Source organism: Candidatus Latescibacterota bacterium, assembly GCA_019038625.1.
In the GTDB taxonomy this organism is placed as follows: domain Bacteria; phylum Krumholzibacteriota; class Krumholzibacteriia; order Krumholzibacteriales; family Krumholzibacteriaceae; genus JAGLYV01.
Genome location: JAHOYU010000245.1, coordinates 1 through 14,769 on the forward strand (window position 1 = coordinate 1; position 14,769 = coordinate 14,769).

General features: G+C 53.7%; 15 protein-coding genes and 4 tRNA genes. 3 read left to right on the forward strand and 16 right to left on the reverse strand.

Features of this window, described 5'->3' with window-relative positions; translation table 11 throughout:
• From KOO63_15690 to KOO63_15705, 4 genes are all read right to left on the reverse strand, one after another.
• A tRNA-Thr gene (locus KOO63_15690) sits at positions 1-76 on the reverse strand.
• 25 nt (positions 77-101) lie between these two features.
• Positions 102-177, reverse strand: a tRNA-Gly gene (locus tag KOO63_15695).
• A gap of 45 nt (positions 178-222) precedes the next feature.
• Positions 223-307, reverse strand: a tRNA-Tyr gene (locus KOO63_15700).
• 122 nt (positions 308-429) lie between these two features.
• Positions 430-505 (reverse strand) — tRNA-Thr (locus tag KOO63_15705).
• Positions 506-1,060: 555 nt separating this feature from the next.
• Between KOO63_15705 and KOO63_15710 the strand changes: the two genes are divergently transcribed.
• The 3 genes from KOO63_15710 to KOO63_15720 all read left to right on the forward strand — a co-directional run bounded on the left by KOO63_15710 (position 1,061) and on the right by KOO63_15720 (position 3,120).
• Positions 1,061-1,990: a hypothetical protein gene (locus KOO63_15710; GenBank protein MBU8923262.1), complete on the forward strand. Its 930-nt coding sequence runs from the start codon at positions 1,061-1,063 to the stop codon at positions 1,988-1,990.
• A gap of 193 nt (positions 1,991-2,183) precedes the next feature.
• Entirely contained in the window at positions 2,184-2,621 is a 438-nt protein-coding gene (locus KOO63_15715) for a hypothetical protein (protein ID MBU8923263.1), read from the forward strand.
• Positions 2,614-3,120, forward strand: coding sequence for a hypothetical protein (locus KOO63_15720; GenBank protein ID MBU8923264.1), 507 nt, complete (start codon positions 2,614-2,616; stop codon positions 3,118-3,120). The genes KOO63_15715 and KOO63_15720 overlap by 8 nt, the downstream gene beginning before the upstream one ends.
• On the opposite strand, the gene cysS is transcribed toward KOO63_15720, so the two are convergent.
• The 12 genes from cysS to KOO63_15780 all read right to left on the reverse strand — a co-directional run.
• Positions 3,095-4,567, reverse strand: a complete 1,473-nt coding sequence (gene cysS, locus KOO63_15725; protein ID MBU8923265.1) for a cysteine--tRNA ligase — start codon at positions 4,565-4,567, stop codon at positions 3,095-3,097. The two genes, KOO63_15720 and cysS, sit on opposite strands and share 26 nt — an antisense overlap.
• Positions 4,568-4,612: 45 nt before the next feature.
• A complete protein-coding gene (locus KOO63_15730) occupies positions 4,613-5,674 on the reverse strand; it encodes a M42 family metallopeptidase (GenBank protein ID MBU8923266.1) in 1,062 nt (353 codons plus the stop codon).
• A 15-nt stretch (positions 5,675-5,689) separates the two neighbouring features.
• The gene (locus KOO63_15735) at positions 5,690-6,715 is read right to left on the reverse strand and encodes a D-alanine--D-alanine ligase (protein MBU8923267.1); all 1,026 of its coding nucleotides are present in this window, start codon (positions 6,713-6,715) and stop codon (positions 5,690-5,692) included.
• A gap of 28 nt (positions 6,716-6,743) precedes the next feature.
• Positions 6,744-8,168: a glutamate--tRNA ligase gene (gene gltX / locus KOO63_15740; GenBank protein ID MBU8923268.1), complete on the reverse strand. Its 1,425-nt coding sequence runs from the start codon at positions 8,166-8,168 to the stop codon at positions 6,744-6,746.
• Positions 8,169-8,178: 10 nt separating this feature from the next.
• Positions 8,179-8,667: a 2-C-methyl-D-erythritol 2,4-cyclodiphosphate synthase gene (gene ispF, locus KOO63_15745; GenBank protein ID MBU8923269.1), complete on the reverse strand. Its 489-nt coding sequence runs from the start codon at positions 8,665-8,667 to the stop codon at positions 8,179-8,181.
• Between the two features lies 1 nt (position 8,668).
• On the reverse strand, positions 8,669-9,394 hold the full coding sequence (ispD, locus tag KOO63_15750; GenBank protein ID MBU8923270.1) for a 2-C-methyl-D-erythritol 4-phosphate cytidylyltransferase: 726 nt from the start codon (positions 9,392-9,394) through the stop codon (positions 8,669-8,671).
• 24 nt (positions 9,395-9,418) lie between these two features.
• Positions 9,419-10,315 (reverse strand): MCE family protein, encoded by an 897-nt coding sequence (locus KOO63_15755; GenBank protein MBU8923271.1) that lies wholly within the window; start codon positions 10,313-10,315, stop codon positions 9,419-9,421.
• 24 nt (positions 10,316-10,339) lie between these two features.
• Complete coding sequence (locus KOO63_15760; GenBank protein MBU8923272.1) at positions 10,340-11,101, reverse strand: ABC transporter ATP-binding protein; 762 nt, start codon at positions 11,099-11,101, stop codon at positions 10,340-10,342.
• Positions 11,102-11,129: 28 nt separating this feature from the next.
• Complete coding sequence (locus tag KOO63_15765; protein ID MBU8923273.1) at positions 11,130-11,915, reverse strand: ABC transporter permease; 786 nt, start codon at positions 11,913-11,915, stop codon at positions 11,130-11,132.
• Between the two features lie 74 nt (positions 11,916-11,989).
• Complete coding sequence (gene dnaB, locus KOO63_15770; GenBank protein ID MBU8923274.1) at positions 11,990-13,342, reverse strand: replicative DNA helicase; 1,353 nt, start codon at positions 13,340-13,342, stop codon at positions 11,990-11,992.
• A 69-nt stretch (positions 13,343-13,411) separates the two neighbouring features.
• Positions 13,412-14,179: a uracil-DNA glycosylase gene (locus KOO63_15775; protein ID MBU8923275.1), complete on the reverse strand. Its 768-nt coding sequence runs from the start codon at positions 14,177-14,179 to the stop codon at positions 13,412-13,414.
• Positions 14,176-14,769, reverse strand: a 594-nt coding sequence (locus KOO63_15780) for a phosphopantothenoylcysteine decarboxylase (GenBank protein MBU8923276.1), incomplete at its 5' end; no start/stop codon positions are given. The genes KOO63_15780 and KOO63_15775, both read right to left, overlap by 4 nt.

A 14,769-nucleotide genomic window follows, 5' to 3' on the forward strand; every position in this document is an offset into this window, starting at 1 on the left:
TGGAGCCCACGACCGGATTTGAACCGGTGACCTCGTCCTTACCAAGGAAGTGCTCTACCTACTGAGCTACGTGGGCTTCTATTACCAGCCGGTAAACTTTATGGAGCGGGAAACGGGATTCGAACCCGCGACCCTCAGCTTGGAAGGCTGATGCTCTACCATCTGAGCTACTCCCGCTCTTTACCGTGCGCCGGACGTTCCGGCAACTGTCGGTATCAAAAATGGTGGGGAGGGGAGGATTTGAACCTCCGAAGGCTTCGCCGACAGATTTACAGTCTGTTCCCTTTGACCACTCGGGAACCTCCCCACGGGATCTATTTAAAGGACCGGAACGTGGTTGGGAATAGCAAAAATTCCCCCCTTGGCCGACTTCGAGGGTGTAAAACTCCTCGTTTTACGGCTAAAAACCACCCGGCCTCTCAAACTCATTGGAGCTGGCGAAGGGAATTGAACCCCCAACCTACTGATTACAAATCAGTTGCTCTGCCGATTGAGCTACGCCAGCTTAGGGCGTACTATGGCCCATAAAATTTCAAGTGATAAATAATAGAAATACCTGGCCCCCCTGTCAAGAAAAAAGTAAAAGAAAATCGACCAGGAAAAGTATGGCTGGCATGACAACCTTTTATGGCTCGATCCAGAAACCTTCCAAATCGGGAAGCCCCTGAATTTATTCTTGACCATGTCATCATATATGTGTTAACATTCCACTGTGGACAGGTAGCACCAGGTTAAGACCCGCTGGTCCTGTCCTTACCTCACGGGCTGCGCACCGGATCGACGGTGTGCGAGAATGGGAAGGAGACCTGAAATGGTCGCCGGGGTAGTAGTGCCCCTGCGGGCTTTGACTGGTCTCACAATGATACTCGAAAGGGTTGACCCGCGAAAGGGGGACCGTCTTAAAAGTAAATCCACTGGCACCAATGACCTTTCAACCCTGAGCCATCGCGGCGGGTTGCTTCAAACCTGTCAAAAGCGAGGCAAAGGCCGATTAATTAATGAGAACCAGAAGGATGGGAATTTCTCGTTCTTCGCTGTTCAACCTTTGGAGGATTTAAAAATGAAGAAGCTAGTACTGCTCGCAGTAGCACTTATGCTTATTCCTGGCGCTCTCTTCTCTGCCGAGATCATCCGTGATGGTGACCCGGCATTTTTTGTAGGCTTTTCCCCGACCGCTCAGGTCATCAAGGGTGAAACCTGGTGTGAAGACATCGCCAACACGAACTTCGGTTTCGTTTCCACGCTTTGCCCGCTTGAAGACACTTTCTGCATTCACTACTATGATCTGCTCGGTTGGGCGATCGCCGCTGATTTCCCCGAAGGTGAATGCTTCATAGTCGGCTCCGGCTCCTACTACTGGAACCAGGCCTGTATTACGGTTCCCTGCGATGCCGTAGTCGGTTCGTTCAACACTTTCTGCGCCTACATGGCATTCTGCGACGTCGAAGAAGTCTGCCAGCCTGACAGCGCTGACTGTGAAAACCCGAACGTTTACAGTGGCGGAGATTACTGGAGCACCACGTGTGTAGAGCTCGAAGTCGTCGAGTCGCCTCCGGCACTCTATATCCTTCAGGATACCCTCTACTATGTAGAGCAGGGTGCTGTCGCTGCGTATATCCCGTTCTCGATCTGCAACGGTGATCCCTGCGCCCCGGCGACTATTTATGGCTACAACATAGTCAGCAAGGGTCTGGTCGGCGGAGCGATTGACGTTCTCGACGTAACCGCTGGTATTGTTGGTGGATACTGTGAAGAGGTCTATGGCATCATCGATGCTGGTATCTCTGATGTATGCGACTATGACACTCTGACCATCATAGCCTGGGACGATGCGACTGGCACCGTCTATGACACATGCGTACAGGTCATCCACGTTGTAGAGCCTGTACCTGTACCTCTCTTCACGACGCCTGTTGTGACGATCCTGGTTCTGGCCATGATCCTCGCTGCCGCCGTCATCATGAAGAGGACTGCCATAAGCAAGGCCTAAAGCCTTTGCCTGATATTCTGACGTGAGGTATTAGACAATTAATTCGGGTCACGGAAAGAAGCCGGAAGGTGCAGCAGGAGAAAAAAGGAAAGCGTCAGCTTTCCGGAGAGAGTTCATAACCTTTCTCATCCTCTTCTTTGCCATCTGGCTTCTTTCCTATATTCTCACACGACGCTATCCTGAGTTTCTCGTATTGGCACAGAACTTCGTCGCAAAAGAGGTCGCCTGGTTCCTCTCGACCTTCGATTACAGCTTCTCGATCACTGATTCGACTTTGACCTTCCACACTGACCATGGTGGCGAACGACTTATCGTCATCGCCGAATGCACAGGCATATATACTTCGATCATATATTTCTCTATCATCGCTGCCTATCCGGCGAGGATCACCGAGAAAATTGCTGGACTCCTGATGGGCATTCCGGCCATTCACGCGCTTAACCTGGTCAGGATGGTATTCGTCTCACTCATACTCTTTCACAAAAGAGAGTTATTCGATTTCTTCCACGGTTATCTCTGGCAGGTCGCTTTCGTCATCTTTATGCTGCTTCTGGTGATCTTCTGGATGAGCCGCATGGTAAAGCCACGCAAGGCGCCACCATCCTCTCCCACGAAAGAATCGCATGAGTGATACCAGAGACAATAATGATATCAACCCGGTCACGCGACTCCTCGGAAGTCTTCCCTCGTTTTTTCTGAAATTCCTCGGAGCTTCGCTGGTCCTGTATTTGATCTATCTCAAGGCCGGTTTTATATACATGCGCCTGATCGCCTGGGGGGCGGGCCCGTTACTGGCTATCTTCGGCCGTGAACTTGTGATGGAAAATGCACTGAAGGTGACTGAGGAGATATCACTCAACCCGGTCGTCTATATCTCGCTGGTATTCGCAGTTTCGGGGATTCCCTGGAAGGAAAAGATAAGGCCGGCCATCCTGGGCGTGATCATCCTGTCGGTCGCAAACATACTTACCGTGTTCCTCGTTTTTATGAGCTATTACATGAAAAGTGAGACGCTCTGGACCAGCACGGAGTTCTTCAACCTGACGATAAACTTCTTCCTGCCGATACTTTTGTGGTTCGTCCTGATGCCCGTCGGCGGGCTCTTCACTCCCCGGCGTCCGCAGGCTTGACCTTCGAACCATCCGGTCCGTCCTCTATCGTATAACCGGCCCCGGCCACCATTGCCCTGATCTCGTCCGCCCTTGCCCAATCCTTGTTCTTCCTCGCCTCTTCCCTCTCCCTGACCAACTTGACAATATCCTCCGGCACTTCGACATCTCCCGACGGGAGCCCGTCCCTGAACAGACCGAGTATCTCATCGAACATCTCCATAAGGGCTGTCAGCGCCGCTATCCCGGACCTGTCGTCTTCGATCGAGGCAGGATCCTCGGCTTTGAGCCTGTTGACTTCCCTGACCAGTCGGAATATATGCCCCACAGCCTCTCCGCTGTTGAAGTCGTCATCCATCGCCTCCAGAAAGTCACTCCTCACCTGAGAGGCCAGCTTTTCGAGGGGACTTTCTCCGGTAACGGTTTCCTCTCCGGCTCCGGCAGGACCTTCTTCTGAGGAGGAAGTGTGCTGCCGTGAGGATACCTCATCGAGATATATGCACAGGTTTCTTATCCTGTCAAACCCGGCACTGGCCTCTTTGAGTCTCTCCCTGCCGAATTCTGTCGTGGACCTGAAATGCGTAGAAAGAAGGTAGAACCTTATGATTTCACCGGGGAATTCCTTCACGATATCCTCGATCGAAAAGAAATGGCCGGTCGACTTTGACATCTTCTCGCCCTGGAGGTTCAGCAGTCCGTTGTGCATCCAGTATTTCACATAAGGGTTGCCTGTGGCCGACTCGCTCTGGGCGATCTCATTCTCGTGGTGAGGAAAGATCAGATCCAGTCCGCCGCCATGCATATCGATGGTATCACCCAGATACTTCATCGACATCGCTGAACATTCGATATGCCAGCCCGGGCGTCCCCTGCCCCACGGCGAATCCCAGGCGGGTTCGCCTTCCCTGGCACCCTTCCATAGAGTAAAGTCCAGGGGATCTTCCTTCTGCTCTTCCACCTCTATACGAGCTCCGGACTGCAGTTCATCGATCTTCCGGCCCGAGAGTTTACCGTAGAAAGAGCAATCCCTGACCCGGAAATAGACATCGGTCCCACTCTGATATGCGAGGTCCCTGTCAACAAGCTTCTGGACGAGGGCAATTATATCGTCAATGTGTTCGGTCGCCTTCGGATAGATATCAGCAGGCAATATGTTAAGTTCTTTTTCGTATTTGAAATACTCCGCGATATACCTCTCGGCGACTACATGGAAATCAACACCCTCGGTATTCGCCTTTTCGATGATCTTGTCATCGACATCGGTGAAGTTCTGAAGGTATGTCACATCATACCCTTTGAACCTCAGGTATCTCTTTATTATGTCCCCGGAGACGAAAGCCAGCATATGTCCCATGTGCGGCTTGCCCTGTACGGTCATGCCGCAGAAATAGATGCCGACCTTTCCCTCGTGGACCGGGGCAAACTCTTCCTTCTTCCTTCGAAGCGTATCGTAGACTTTTAGTGTCATTCTATCCTCCCGGCGACGGATCGTCGAGCCGCGCTGGAAATATCTTTACGTCAGACCTTCTATGGTAGCCGGGCCGAGGGTCCTGACGACCTCGACCAGCAATTTAACCGTATTATCGAAATCTTTCCTGTTCAATATTCCGGCAGAACTGTGAATATAGCGCGTAGGCACACCAAGGACAAGAGTGGGAACCCCCGATTCGTTGAGATGGATCCTTCCTCCGTCTGTTCCGCCAAATGGTATCGCACTGAAATGAAAAGGTATTTTTTTCTTTTCCGCGATCGAGGCGACATGGTCCCTCAACTGCGTGTTCGGTATTAGGCTCGCGTCATAGACACAGATCGATACACCTGCGCCCAGCTTCTCCGTACTCCCCTCTGGTGATCCGGGAAGGTCGCGGGCGATATTTACGTCTACAGCTATACAGACATCGGGAGCGATCGTGTGGCCGCTGGTCACTGCGCCGCGTATCCCTACTTCCTCCTGGACCGTGCCGACCCCATAGACGGTGTTCGGAAGCTTGAACCTCTTCAACTTTTTCAATGCCTCGACGACCACCAGGCATCCCGCCCGATTATCCCAGGCCTTGGCCATATACGTCTTCCCGCCGCTCAATATTGTAAATGGAAAGTCGGGCACTACCGGATCTCCCGGCTTGATACCGAGTGTTTCCGGCTTCTGTTTTCCTGAAAGCCCCACATCGATGAAAAGGTCTTTCGAGTTGATAGGTCTGTCACGTTCTTCCTTCTCCATTGTAAATGGACTCTTCGACGCGACCACTCCGACAATCTCTTTCCTGGAAGTAAAGATCCTCACTGGAAGGCCGATCAACCTCGGCACCCACCAACCACCCAGAGTATTGAACCTGATATATTTACCCGTGAAATGGGATACCATCAAGCCGATCTCGTCCATATGCGCGGCAAGCATGACCTTCGGGCCTCCCTTGCTGCCGGCCAGCCTTCCGATGAAAGAACCGAGCCTGTCCTTTTCGATGTCGCAGACAGGGGCCAGCTCCCTTTCCATCAGGGCGAACACTTTCTGTTCGGCCCCCGACACACCGGGTGCCTCTGTGAACTCTTTCATCAATACTTCAAGTCGGTCCATCTCTTCCTCCAGCGTTCAATCCCTGTCCAGCGCGAGAAGGCATATCTTCTCCACAAGCTGCCCGAATGATATTCCTGCCTCGCCCGCCGCCATCGGCACAAGGCTGAGGCCTGTCATGCCGGGTAATGTATTCACTTCAAGACAATAAGGCTCCCCGTCATCCGTCATCCTGAAATCGGCCCGGGCATAATCCCTGCAACCCAGCGCATGGTACGCGAGGACCGCTTCTCTCCTCAGCCTGTCGGCCCATTTCCTGTCTATTTTTGCCGGCACCTCATACCTGCTGGTTCCTTTCGTATATTTACTCCGGTAATCGTAGAACCCGCTGAAGGGGATTATCTCGACGACCGGAAGAGCAATGCCGTCAAGGATGGCGACTGTCATCTCTCTGCCCGGGACGAAACGCTCGACAAGAAGCTCATTACCATACCTCGCCGCTTTCGCGAGAGCCTGGCCCAGCTTTTCCGGGGCAGGAAGATACGAGAACCCTACACTCGAACCCTGGCAATTCGGTTTGATTATCGCCGGGAACCCGATCCCGCTCTCTATCGTCTCACGGACTCTCCTCGTCTCTATATCTCCTCCGGTGACCGTAAGCATGTGTGGCGCGGTCTGCACTCCAGCCTGATTGAACAATGCCTTCGACCTGTCCTTATTCATTGCCAGGGCACTTCCCATGATGCCTGTCCCTGTGTATCTCACTCCTGCCGATTCGAGTTGTGCCTGAATTGTTCCGTCTTCTCCCGCACCCCCGTGCAACGCGATGAATACGACATCGGCTGAGAGTATCGCGTCCGAACCAAGCCATTCGAATCTCCTGTGACGGTCCAGGTGAGGCACTTCTCCCGGCGGAGCCTCACCGATCGACACCCGGTCCGGCTCACCCTGTCTGTCCATCGGCAATGCCGGATCGATCGCCGCGACCTTATACCCCAGCCCTCTCAATGCTTCCATGACACCGAGCCCACTCGATATGGAGACTTCCCGCTCCGGTGAGTCGCCGCCCAGAAGTACTGTTATCTTTATTTTTCTTTTTCCCATCGTTTCCCGCTTCCGAGACCCTTTCACATTATCCGGCCGCCTCGAGGGCCCTAATCACGTCGTCCTTACCCTTGACAATAAGTATAGCTGTAAGATCGGGACCATGCCCCCTGCCGGTCACGGCCGCCCGGAGAGGCATATAAAGCCCCTTACCCTTCACGCCGGCTTCTTTTCCTGAATCTTTGATCACCTGTTTGATCCCCTCGACATCCCAGTTCCCGAGCTGAGCGAAAGACCGGGCGAATATTTTCAATAACCCGCTACAACCATCGAGAGCTGCTACCGCGTCTTCGTCAAACGATAATGGCACAGGTATGAACGGATCGATTTCCTGTTCTATCATCGAGAAGTGTGGAAGTTTGTCGGAGAGGATATCGAATATCTTTCCGAGAGACTCGGCTTCATAGCGCTCCCGGATGGCCTCAGGAAAGAAAGGTGTGGCCTGGTCGAGATATCTTTCTGAGCCACCCGCCCTGACATGCGAGGCAGAGACCCAGTTCAACTTGGTCTCATCGAAAATGCTGGGACTGTCCGATACCCGATCAAGTTCGAACTCCCCGATCAGATCATCCATCGAAAGGATCTCGCTCTCACCCTTCGTGGACCAGCCTAGAAAGGCCAGGTAGTTTATGATCGCCTCGGCAGGATATCCCCTCTCCCTGTAGTCCCTGATGTTGGGGGCGCCGTGTCGCTTGCTGAGTTTGGTCCTGTCCTCCCCGAGGATCAGCGGGATGTGCGCGAACTGCGGCTGGTCTATCCCGAGCGCGTCATAGATCATCACCTGGCGCAGAGTGTTGGCAAGATGCTCTGCTCCCCGGATCACATGCGTTATCTTCATCAACGAATCGTCCAGAGCGGCCGCAAAATTATATGTAGGCAGTCCGTTCGACCGGAGGATCACAAAGTCACCGACCATTCCGGCGGGAAACGACACCTCGCCCCTTGCCATGTCGACTATCGTCCTGTCACCTTCCCCCTCGACACTGAACCTGATACTCTCCGGGAGGCCGCGACTTCTGCGTTCATCCCTCTCCGCCCCGGTAAGATGTCTGCAGGTACCGTCATACTGCGGCGGCGCGCCGGCATCCTTCATCTTTTCGCGCTTTGTGTCGAGTTCCTCGTTGGTACAGAAACAGGGAAAAGCCTTTTTCTCGACGACCAGCCTGCGTGCATACTCTTCGTAGATATCCATCCGCTCCGTCTGCCGGTATGGACCGAGATCTCCACCCTTACCAGGCCCTTCATCCCATTCGAGACCGAGCCAGGAAAGATCCTCGAGAAGTTTCTCTTCGAATTCACCGGTAGATCTCTCCCTGTCCGTATCCTCTATCCTTATTATGAATTCGCCGCCCGTATGTTTTGCGAAAAGAAAATTGAACAGCGCCGTCCTGGCCCCCCCTACATGAAGGTGCCCGGTCGGGCTGGGCGCGAATCTTACTCTCGTTTTCTTCAAGAGACTCCTTTCAACCACCTCGGGGAAAGAGGATGACAACGGCCCTCGCCGCCATCGCTCTGCCCTCTCCCACGGGGCCCATTCCCTCACCTCTCGTAGCTTTTACAGAGATATCATCGCTGGAGACACCGAGAGCTTTTGCGATATTCCCCACCATCCGGTCCCTGTAAGGGGCCAGCTTTGGTGCCTCGGCGTGGATCACAGAATCGACATTCCCCAGTCTATATCCCCTGTCCTCCATCAGAGTCCTGACACGACGAAGAAGCTTTAGGCTGGAAATATCCCTGAATTCGTCTGTCTCGGGAAAATGTTCCCCCAGATCACCCAGACTGAGTGCTCCAAGGACAGCGTCACATATTGCATGTACCAGGGCATCTGCGTCCGAATGTCCGGACAATCCAAGCGGGCTCTCTATTTCGACCCCGCCTAGTATGAGCTTTCGCTCAGAAGAAAGAGGATGAATATCATAACCGATTCCGATTCTGGGATCTCCCGTCAATTCAACCTTCCTCTCCTGAATTCTCCATGTCAAGAACACACTCCGAGAGAAAACTGGAGCTTATCCCGATATCATCCTTCACCGTGACCTTGATATTCCATCTCTCCCCGTCAACGACTCTCACGGGAAGTCCGGCAGCCAGCACAAGAGAGCTTTCGTCTGTGGATGTCCTGATGACATCTTCTGATGTCGTGTATGCCTTTCTCAACACATCCATCCTGAACGCCTGAGGGGTCTGGACCGAGACGATCCTCTCCCTCGGCACTATGGTCTCCAGTTCTTCGCCCCTGAGGCGACCCAGAGTGTCGGTAGCCTGAAGAACCGGAACGGCCGCTCCCGACCTCTCCGCCTCAAGCACCACCCTGTCAATCAGACTGGCCGACACAAAGGGCCGGCATCCGTCATGAATAACGACTATGTCAGCCTCTCCAGCTTCCCTCAGCCCGATCTCTACCGATTCCTGTCTGGTCTCTCCACCCGCCACGACACGGATCGTGGCTTTTCCATCACACTCCGCGACGACTTCTCCGGCTTTCTCCTCCCAGCCGGCCGGAACCATCACAACGAACTCATCGATGCCACCCCAACGCATGAGGCTGTCGAGTGAATGAGCCAGCAGGGGCCTTTCCTCCACCGGGTAAAAACTCTTGGGCATCTCCCTGCCCAACCTCAGGCCTCTTCCCGCCGCCGCCACGATACATACTATATACTTATCTTCGATTCCCATCCTTCGCCTGTCTCTTTCCTTCTGTCAGAATATCTCCAGTTTCAGATACTTTTTCGGGTTTTCCCTGATGTCGGTCACGAGCGAGTCGAGACCGCCTATCGTATTTTCGAGCCTGTCGAGCAGTTCCCTGTCCTGCAGCAGGGCTCCCATCGTATTATCGTTTGTTTCGAGTCTGGCCGCCAATTCGACCAGGGTCGATGTGACTTTCGAAATGTTCTCTATCAGGCCGGGAAGATATCTGCTGACGTCATCGAAACGGAGCATCATCGAATCGACGTGGCCCGCGTTCCTGGCAAGTATCGAATCGATCCGCGAAGCCGACCTGGAAAACGAAGCGATCCCACTGTCCATCGATTCCATATTCCTGCCCAGAGCATTCTTTACCTGCTCACTTACTTCCACGAGGTTCTCGATGGCCGTACCGAGTCTCTCCCCGTCGGTCAGCTGCAGGGTGATTTTTTCGATATCATCGACCAGCCTGGTGATCTCATCGAGGACCTTGCCGACTCCCGCCAGAGCTTCCGAGATCCCCGGGTCGTAGATACCCTCGAGAAGCGCGCCTTCCTTAAGCATCACACCGGAATCACCCATGATGATCGACACTATCCTCTCACCCATTATCCCCCTCGTCTGCAGGACTACTTTCGAATCTTCCGGGATCCTGGCCGAGATATCGAGCTCCATTGTGATTATGACATCTTTCTCCCTCAACGAGACACTCTTCACCTCTCCCTTTTCGACTCCGTTCACGCGGACTGCGTCACCGGGATCGATTCCTCCCACCATGGGAAACACTGCGTGAAACTCGTACTTCTCCCCCCCGATCTTGAAACCTTCGAACCACATCAGCCCGATGGTGAATATCATCACCGCGATGAAGATCGTGAATCCGACTCTCAACTCAAGCGCTTTATATTCCATTGGCGGCTCCCCGTTTCGGCCCGGTCACAGGGCCGACATCGGCCCATTGGCCCTTCCTTCTACAAACTGTCTTACGAACTCGTTGTCGGTAGACCGGATATTATCCGGGGTACCTTCATGTATTATGTTTCCTTCATATAACATCGCGATATGGTCGGCTACCTTGTAGGCGCTCCCGATATCATGTGTCACGACTACCGAAGTGATATCAAGCTCTCTCTGCAGGTCCCTGATAAGGCTGTTTATGACATCGGCCATTATCGGGTCGAGCCCGGTAGTCGGTTCGTCGTAAAGGACGACCTGTGGATCCATCACTACAGCTCTCGCCAGGCCGACCCTCTTCTTCATCCCCCCGCTCAATTCTGAAGGGAACATATCCTGCATCCCCTCCAGGCCCACGAGGCTCAACTTCCTCGATACTATCTCCCTGATCTCTTCTTCGCCCATGCCGGTATGCTTGCGAAGCGGCAACCCGACATTCTCACCCACATTCATCGAGTCGAAGAGTGCCGCACTCTGAAAGAGCATACCAAAGTGCATTCGCATCTGAAACAGTTTATTCCTGTTAAATCGTGTGATATCTTCATCTTCGAAGAATATCTGCCCGCTGTCCGGCCTCAACAGCCCGGTGATATGCTTGAGAAGGACACTCTTGCCACAACCGCTCCTTCCCATCACGACGAGTGTCTCCCCGTACCCTATATCGAGGTTCAGTCCGTTCAGTACAGACTGTCCGCCGAACTGTTTTGAAAGATCCCGGATCTTTATTATGGCTCTACGTTTCATCTTTTCCCGTCACCTGCCTCCGAGATCGTCACGGCGCAAAAATCACCCTGAAGATAAGGGAAGCCAGCAGATAATTCGCGACAAGGATCAGGAGACACGAAGATACGACGGCCTTCATCGCGGACATGCCGACACCTTCTGCTCCGCCCTTTGTGTTGAACCCGAAGTAACACCCCATAAGGGCGATGATATATCCAAAAAAGAAGGCCTTGATAAGCCCCCCCACAATATCCTGATATCTGAACAGAAGTCTAAGGCCGCTCTCGAACATATTGAAGCTCACCCCGATCGACACCTTCGCCACGATCATCCCGCCCAGTATGGCGAGAAAATCGCTGAAAACGGCAAGCACAGGAAGCATAAGTGTCGCCGCGAATATCCTGGGCAGCACGAGATATTCCACCGGATCTATCGCGATCATCTCCATGGCATCGATCTGCTCAGTCACCTTCATCGTACCAAGCTCTGCTGCTATTGCGGCGCTGACCCTTCCCCCGACGACCAGGGCGGTGAGTACCGGGCCGAGTTCGAGGGTGACCGACTTGCCGACGACGGCGCCAAGATACCTCAGAGGGATCAACCCTTGAAACTGGTATGCCGCCTGTACGGCTGTCACGGCTCCCACAAAGAGCGAAGTCACCAGGACCAGCGGCAGAGAACCGGTACCGATCCTCTCCATCTGTATAAGCATGCTTCGGAAATTCCGGAAGATCCGGGGAGAGATATGGTTGATTCTGCATAAAAGGATGAATACTCCGCCTACCTCTTCTACAAACCCGAGGAAAGCACGGCCGAGCATTGTGAAAAATCTCAATTTGACCTCCAGGATCCAGCCCTGTCCCCATCCCTGGGAAGGAGTTCACTCCGGGACAGCAGCCCTCCCTCAGGCTAGAAGACCTCTTCCCCCCCGGGAATATCGACTGTAGCCATCGAACGGAACCGGGTAAACTGTTTTTCGAAGATCAGGTCGACTGTGCCTGTCGGCCCGTTTCTCTGCTTACCTATGATCAGTTCAGCCTTCCCCTCCTTCTCTGGATCACCCGGGTCGTAAAACTCCGGCCTGAAAAGGAAAAGGACAAGGTCCGCATCCTGCTCTATTGCGCCCGACTCTCTCAGGTCAGAGAGCATCGGCCTTTTGTCGCCCCCTCTTGACTCGACAGCGCGTGAAAGCTGGGATAAAGCGATGACAGGCACTGAGAGCTCCTTGGCGATCGCTTTCATCGTCCTCGATATAGAGGATATCTCCTGCTGTCTGTTGTCACTTTTTTCGCTGGCCCTTGCAAGCTGGAGATAATCGACCACGATCATGGACAGGTCGTGTTCGGCCTTCAGCCTGCGAGCCCTCGCCCTCATATCGAGAGTAGTGATCGCCGGCGTGTCATCGATGAATATCTTCGATTCGGATAACAGGCCTGCCGCATTTGTCAGCCTCTCGATATCCTTGGCCGAGGTAAATCCTCTCCTCACCTTCTGGGCATCTACCTGGGCCTCGGCACAGAGCAGTCTCTGCACCAGCAGTTCCTTCGACATCTCGAGACTGAAGATCGCTACCGGTTTCTTTTCTTCAAGCCCGACATGCTGCGCTACGTTCAGGGCGAAACTGGTCTTTCCCATCGACGGTCTGCCGGCCACGATTACCAGATCACTCGGATGAAAGCCCGCCGTATACTTGTCGAGATCTACGAATCCTGTAGAAAGGCCTGTGACGCTCTCCCGCGATTCGTGGACCCTCTGGATCTCTTCAAACCGTTCCTTGAGAACATCCTTGATATGCAGGAACCCTGTGCTCACGCGTGATTCGGACACTCGAAATATCTTCTGCTCCGCCTCGTCAAGAATATCACCTGCGCCAGTCTCAGCCCTGTAGCATTCACCCGCTATCTCGGAAGATGCGTGGATCAACTGTCGGAGAATATATTTTTCCAGGACGATCTTCGCGTAATATTCGATATTGGCGGCGGTAGGCACCGAATCTACAAGAGCTGTCAGAGCAGCTATTCCTCCGACGACCTCGAGATCGCCCGCCTTGCGGAGTTCCTCCGAAAGAGTCATCACATCGATCGGCTCGTGTCTCGTGAACAGCGATACCATGGCCTTGAACAGCCTCGAATGGGCCGGCCTGTAGAACGACTCTGGCAACACTATCTCTATCGCCCTCGTCGCCGCTTCGGGCTCAAGAAGTATCCCGCCCAGGACGGCCGTCTCGGCCTCGATCGCCTGCGGCGGCATCCTCTCGATCATCTTCCCTGAACCTTCGGTCCTCATATCGTTTGCCATAATACCCCTTCCCCTCTATCAGACGGGAGACTGTCAGTCGCCGGTCCCCTCTTCATATATCTTTTTCAGCAGCTTCATATCCTCCCAGGCAGGCCGTTTGAAGTTCGGGTTCCTGAGAAGCGCGGCCGGATGGTAGGTGACTATCAGTCGAATACCGTTGTAACTATGGATCTGTTCGCGAAGTACTTTCAGCGATTTTTTCGTCTTGAGAAGATTCTGCCCCGCAACCCTGCCCAGGGCACAGATGACTACCGGATCGATCAACTGGAGCTGCCGGGCAAGGTATTTCTCACAGGCAGTCACTTCCTCCTCCTGTGGATCCCGGTTGTTCGGAGGACGGCATTTGAGAATGTTTGCAATGAAGACATCTTCCCTGGTAAAACCGATCGCCGCCAGGATCTTGTCGAGTAGTTTTCCGGATCTGCCGACAAACGGAACTCCCTGGAGGTCCTCGTCCCGTCCGGGAGCCTCGCCGACGAAGACTATCCTGGCCCCTGGATTGCCGTCGCCGAATACGGTGTTGGTCCTTGTCGCGCCGAGAGAACATCGCTCGCAGCCAGCCACAGCCTCCTTCAGTTCGTCCATATCCATCGAGGCTATGCCCTCGGGCGCGTCTGCCACATATTCGTTCTCAGGCAATCGTTCCATTCCTTCCCTGTCATCCGTCATATGCCCCACCGAGGTCTTCAGGACGATCTCGTTCCCGGTAGATGTGGCAAGACGATAGACGACCTCGTCCCCCGCGGACAGTCTGTCCCTGAAATATTTTCTTATATCTCCTTGAAGCTCGCCGCCGTTCATCTCTTCGCTTTCTCTAATCTCCCGTCAGCGGCAAGCATATCGACGATCATCCCTGCGACGCTGTCTTTGGATGCCAGAGGAGATGTCTCCAGCTTCTCTGTTCCCTTGAAAAGTGTCACCTGGTTTGTGTCAGTCCCAAACCCCGTATCCATTCCTGCCATATTCAACACCATGTAGTCGCAGCCCTTTGCGGTTGATTTCGTGACAGCGTTCTTCTCTCCGTCGGCCGTCTCCAGCGCGAACCCCACTATGATCTGAGAGGATTTCTTCCTGTCCCTTACTGCCAGGAGAATGTCTGCAGTCTTGACCAACTCTATCGAATCTATCCCTGTCTCTTTTTTTATCTTCTCCTTCGCCCTGCGTGTGGGTCGAAAATCGGAGACCGCCGCTGCCATCACAAGAACATCGCAGCGAGGCAGGTAGCGAAGAACGGCTGTTTTCATTTGCGAGGCTGACTTTACTTCCCTGATAACGTCAGCTCCAGGCGGAGGCACATCGACCTGCCCGTGAATGATGGTGACCTTCGCGCCGAGCTTCATGGCTCTAGATGCAACGGCGAATCCCATCCTTCCGCTTGAATGATTTGATAT

What these genes read in the sequence shown, in the direction of transcription:
- KOO63_15730 (MBU8923266.1), bottom strand. Translation starts at nt 5,674, where the DNA reads ATGGACCGACTTGAAGTATTGATGAAAGAGTTCACAGAGGCACCCGGT.
- KOO63_15760 (MBU8923272.1), bottom strand. Translation starts at nt 11,101, where the DNA reads ATGAAACGTAGAGCCATAATAAAGATCCGGGATCTTTCAAAACAGTTC.
- KOO63_15755 (MBU8923271.1), bottom strand. Translation starts at nt 10,315, where the DNA reads ATGGAATATAAAGCGCTTGAGTTGAGAGTCGGATTCACGATCTTCATC.
- ispD (MBU8923270.1), bottom strand. Translation starts at nt 9,394, where the DNA reads ATGGGAATCGAAGATAAGTATATAGTATGTATCGTGGCGGCGGCGGGA.
- KOO63_15775 (MBU8923275.1), bottom strand. Translation starts at nt 14,179, where the DNA reads ATGAACGGCGGCGAGCTTCAAGGAGATATAAGAAAATATTTCAGGGAC.
- KOO63_15710 (MBU8923262.1), top strand. Translation starts at nt 1,061, where the DNA reads ATGAAGAAGCTAGTACTGCTCGCAGTAGCACTTATGCTTATTCCTGGC.
- cysS (MBU8923265.1), bottom strand. Translation starts at nt 4,567, where the DNA reads ATGACACTAAAAGTCTACGATACGCTTCGAAGGAAGAAGGAAGAGTTT.
- KOO63_15735 (MBU8923267.1), bottom strand. Translation starts at nt 6,715, where the DNA reads ATGGGAAAAAGAAAAATAAAGATAACAGTACTTCTGGGCGGCGACTCA.
- dnaB (MBU8923274.1), bottom strand. Translation starts at nt 13,342, where the DNA reads ATGATCGAGAGGATGCCGCCGCAGGCGATCGAGGCCGAGACGGCCGTC.
- KOO63_15720 (MBU8923264.1), top strand. Translation starts at nt 2,614, where the DNA reads ATGAGTGATACCAGAGACAATAATGATATCAACCCGGTCACGCGACTC.